This window comes from Pedobacter glucosidilyticus DSM 23534 (assembly GCF_000425145.1).
GTDB lineage: Bacteria > Bacteroidota > Bacteroidia > Sphingobacteriales > Sphingobacteriaceae > Pseudopedobacter > Pseudopedobacter glucosidilyticus.
Genome location: NZ_AULF01000061.1, coordinates 1 through 4,118 on the forward strand (window position 1 = coordinate 1; position 4,118 = coordinate 4,118).

2 protein-coding genes are annotated in these 4,118 nt (G+C 33.5%); both read left to right on the forward strand.

All coding sequences use genetic code 11. The features are described from left to right. Positions 1 to 2,024 (forward strand): polysaccharide lyase family 8 super-sandwich domain-containing protein (locus H510_RS18895; protein WP_036692862.1); only part of this gene is annotated, 2,024 nt, incomplete at its 5' end. 330 nt (positions 2,025 to 2,354) lie between these two features. Next, positions 2,355 to 4,118 (forward strand): chondroitinase family polysaccharide lyase (locus H510_RS0112800; protein WP_211226576.1); only part of this gene is annotated, 1,764 nt, incomplete at its 3' end.

A 4,118-nucleotide genomic window follows, 5' to 3' on the forward strand; every position in this document is an offset into this window, starting at 1 on the left:
GCGGTAGATATGAAACTAACAATTTAACCTTCAGAAAATCTGTTTTTGCTTTTGATTCTATTTTGGTGTGTTTAGGAAGTAAAATAAACGGAAGTGATGGAAATGTGGCTACCAATCTTTTTCAGTCTATACACAGTTCTACAAATCCTGCTATTTATATCAATTCTTTAACAGCAACAACAGGTAATATAAATAGCGGTTTATCAACTACTGGTGCTAATTGGTTAGTAAACGGACAAACTACAGGTTTTTATATCCCTGCAGGGAATAATCAAATACAAGTTTTTAGAGGTACGCAAACAACCCCAATAAACACCAGCAATACACCAACAAATACCGCATCAGCACAGGCTAGTAAAGCTTACATTAACCATGGCTCAACACCTAATAATGCAACCTATCAGTATGTTGTGGCACCAAGTATTACACCTGTTAAAATGCAGGCATTAGCCACCAACATAGATCAAGGTACTATTTATCAAGTTTTGGCTAACACGCTTAAATATCATATCGTAAAATATATCCCAAATAACACTACAGGTTACTCATTTTTTGAAGCCGACTCGTTTGTAAACATTGGTTATATAGAAAAAGTAACCAATAACTGCTTAATCACCACTAAAGAAGTAGGCGATACCTTAATCGTTAGAATTGCTAATCCAGATTTGAATACTGTAGCTAACTCAGAACCATCGGTTGATTGGAATGCCTCTGCATCAAGTGTTAATGTTACTTTATCGAGAAGATGGAGATTTTTACAAAGCTCATCATCAAGTACTACCAATACAGTTAGCCATACAAATTTTGTAAATAGTATGAGACTTGATTTTGTATTGGATAAAGGCAATTATACCGAAGTGAAATTGGTTAAGGATAGAACCGAAATGGGTTACGGTGTTTGGGATTTTCCTGAAAAAATTTGGGCTTATGATTTATCTACAGCAATATCAAGTACATATACAAACCCTGCTTTTACAAATAGCACCACAGCCAGTTCAGTATCAGACTCTACCAGCTTAGGCTTTTTACCTTATCCTCCTTATCCTTCAAAAGCAAGAGTTGCGTTAGGCTCGGCTGGCAACGGAAGTTTTAACAGAATAGGAACTGGAGATAATAAAAAAATCAGAGTTTTTGCTAATTCTTCATCATTAAATAAGTTTTCTGCTTATGATATTGGAGATAAGCCTGTTGTTAGTACTTTCTTTACCCTCACTTTTGGTACCGATGGAACAAATGGAAATTGGATTTTAGGCTTAGGAAATAATGCAATTAGTAATATTTTTACTAGTGCCTCTAACCTCAGCTCTTCTACCTTCACTAGTGGTATTTTCTCTGCTTTTAGGTTTGATTTGGGAAGTACTAATAATATTTCTTTTAAATACCGTAAAGTAGTAAACAATGTTCCATCATTTGTTGAGATAGATAATACTACTTTTATAAAGGGTGTAGAGAATTTTGTAGAACTATATGCTAACAATACTAATAGTAGCAACTCTTATACCCGAAAAGGAATAAGCTACACAGTTAATGCTCAGTGTTTCCATTTATGGGTAAACGGAGTAAAGATTTCTGTTCCTGGTATTGACAATATTCCTGTGGCAGAGTTAGCTGTTAATAATAATATTAATGCTTTTTTTATTACAAGCTCTGCTAACACACTCCCTAGTAATAATATTGCAACATTAACTATTGCAGATATGCAGATGAGGTATGAAGCACCTTCATCTGGTAATCAATCCTCAATTAATGTAGAAACTAAAGTTGTTGATTTTAAAGCTCCAATTTCAACAGAGATGCTTATATATCCAAATCCAGCATCAGAGCAAGTAACTGCAAGTTACTACTCTCCTATAAATAAGCTGGTTAATATTTCTGTAGTTAATACAATGGGGATAGTTTGTTTAAAAGCAAATCAATTGGCAAAAGTAGGTTCAAATCAAATTACTATAGATACTAAACAATTAAAACCAGGTGTTTATATCATTAAAATTGACGGACAATTAGGAAAACTTTTAATCCAATAGATTCAAAAAAATTAAGATAAATTTAATTGTTAAAATTTATTACTATCAAGAGGTTGTCTTATGAAAATGAGAACAACCTCTTTTTATTTACCTTATTACTAAATAGTTAGAAAAGCTTTAAAATTACAATTATTGTAAATACCCCAACAGCTTTAAATACATTAGACCCCCAAATATTATACAATTACCGTATTTAATACACCTCTTTTTTTAATATAATTGAATAATAATTAATGTCATCCGTTAAACCTTAAATTATTAAAAATCAATTAATTGGAATAAATGAAAAGAAACCTACTCTTTTTAATACTTGTTTGTTGCTCCTTAGCTTTGAGCGCCCAAACAGTAACTTTTAACAGTTCCATACCAAGCAACTGGGCTACTTCAGGTACAAATACAATCTCTTTAAGTAATACACACTACAAAGACGGCACAAATTCACTTAAATGGGTAGCTAGCCATAACCAAGTATTAACAGCAAGTAACTTAGGCATTACTGCTACTCAAACTGGCTCTACAACCAATAGCACTACACATTTTTTTATCTATTCAGAAGAAGAATCAGGAGACACTTTAATAGTGCAATTCCTAGATAATTCAAATGCAGTAAGAAGAACTGGGAGAATTTTGTTGAACTTTAAAGGATGGCGAGATTACCATCGCAATTTTGTTACCGACTATGGGCAAGGCAATAACCTGTCTGGTTTTAGCCTATCTAGTGTTAAATTTATTTTAAAAAAATCAGGCTCAGGCAGTAAAAATATTTGGATTGATAATTTAGATTGGGTAGGTGATACAGAAAGACGTTTTCCTGGACCACATATGGTATTAGATGCCTCACAATTTCAAGTAACATCATCCTTAGCTGGTGGTTCGCCCTTAGAAAGTTGGATGAAGATACCTGATATTAGCGCATCACAACCTAGCTCATCAGAATTAACCGGAATTAATACCATTAAAACAAGATACAATGCTACAGCAGCATCTGTAACTAGTGCTGAGTTATCAGAAGCAAACGCTTACTTTAGTTATTGCAATATTTCAGAAACAAGTAATGAAATTATTGGAAGAGGTTTACTAAGTATCACAAATCAAGATAGTATGGTTAAATGGGCTAATTACTGCAGCACTTTTGCTAGGTCATATCTCCGAAATAACAACATCACTTCTCAAACTAGGTTAATTTTATTTACAAGATACCTGATTGACCAAGGTATGGCAGAAGGCGGCAGAAATGTAATGGAAACCAATGCTTATAACAACGCAAGAACATTTAATGATAAATTTATAGAGGCCATGCCCGCTTATACAGGTACTTTAAGATCTGATGTAATTAAAATGCTAAAGTGGTCTAACGAGTACAATAAGATTTATAACAATCAGTTTTTGGTTAGAAATAATATGGACTTTGTGCATCTTAAGTTAGAATATATTATTAAACTGGCTTTATTAAGCAGTGATAATGCCGAAGTTGCTAGAGATTTGAAATCTATCGGTAGGTTTATGAAACAGGTAATGGAGCCAGGCGACGGAGGTAGAGATGGTATAAAACCAGATGGTATGGGGTATCATCATCGCTCTAAATACTTTCATTACATGTATGCTTACGCAACATGGATAGACCACGCTTATAACTTAAGAGGTACACCTTTTAAAATCTCGTTAGAAGCCTATAATTATATGTTGAAAGCAGTTAAAGCATTGTTTTTAGAACTGAATAATGGGCTAGTAAGGGCTAATTCTACCTCGGGGAGATTTCCTTTTAACCAATCATTAGCAGTTAGAACAACTGATTTTAGAGATTTAGTTACCATAGGTGGCGATATCATTAATCAAACTATTGAACCTGAAGCCGCTGCTTTATATAATTACTTTTACAAAACAAATTTTTATACAGGTATACAGCCTATAAATTTGGATGGTTTTCATCAATTTAACTATGGTCCAATGGGCATTAAACGACATAAAAATTGGGTTGCTGTTGCAAAAGGTTTAACTGATAAAATGTTTGGTACAGAGATTTATGCCAATGCCAATCGTTATGGCAGATACCAAGGTTATGGAGCTTTAGACATTCTTTATGAAACTACAGCC